We start from the raw sequence: 542 nt of genomic DNA, 5'->3' as shown, positions 1-542 counted from the left end.
AAGGTCAGCCGATAAGTTGTCTGCAGGTTTCAAATTCTCCATTCCCGCGCTGAATGCTCCAAACTTGCTGTTGATTTCTTTCATATTAAAGGGCTGTGGATCTGAAGCTTTGAGATACATAGTGATAACGCCCTCCTCATTGGCTCTAATTTCGGTATTATCACCTGTTTTTCCTGCCAACAAACTGTCGAGCGTGAAGCCACTCGATTGCAAGAGGTTTCCCTCAAGAGCCCAATCCACACTCACAACCCCTTTCTTCATGGCTTGGTCAAAATCAAGCGGCTCCGTAGCAACGCAACCCGCGAAAAAGGGAACACACAAACCCGTTAAGAGGGTTAATCTAATTGTCTTTCTCATTATTTTTATTTTTTTATATAAGTTTTTTTTCTGGGCGCAAAGGTAAATATAAATTTTGGAATAACAATGCAATGAAGTGTTAAAAATGTTGAAAACTTTTACTCTGCATTCCTGCATCCCGTAGCATAGCCGTCAGGTTAAGGCTGAAAGCCTTGTAGCAATAGCGTAGGGCATCGCCCTTAACC

Annotated in this window: 1 protein-coding gene; it reads right to left on the bottom strand. The window is 42.3% G+C overall.

Annotated features, from left to right (window positions below; translation table 11 throughout):
• A partial coding sequence (locus ASC50_RS03660; RefSeq protein WP_158648379.1) for a hypothetical protein occupies window positions 1–357 on the bottom strand: 357 nt, incomplete at its 3' end.
• Window positions 358–542: the final 185 nt, after the last annotated feature.

The organism is Candidatus Symbiothrix dinenymphae, from assembly GCF_001431085.1.
This window is presented reverse-complemented; position numbering and strand designations above follow the sequence as displayed.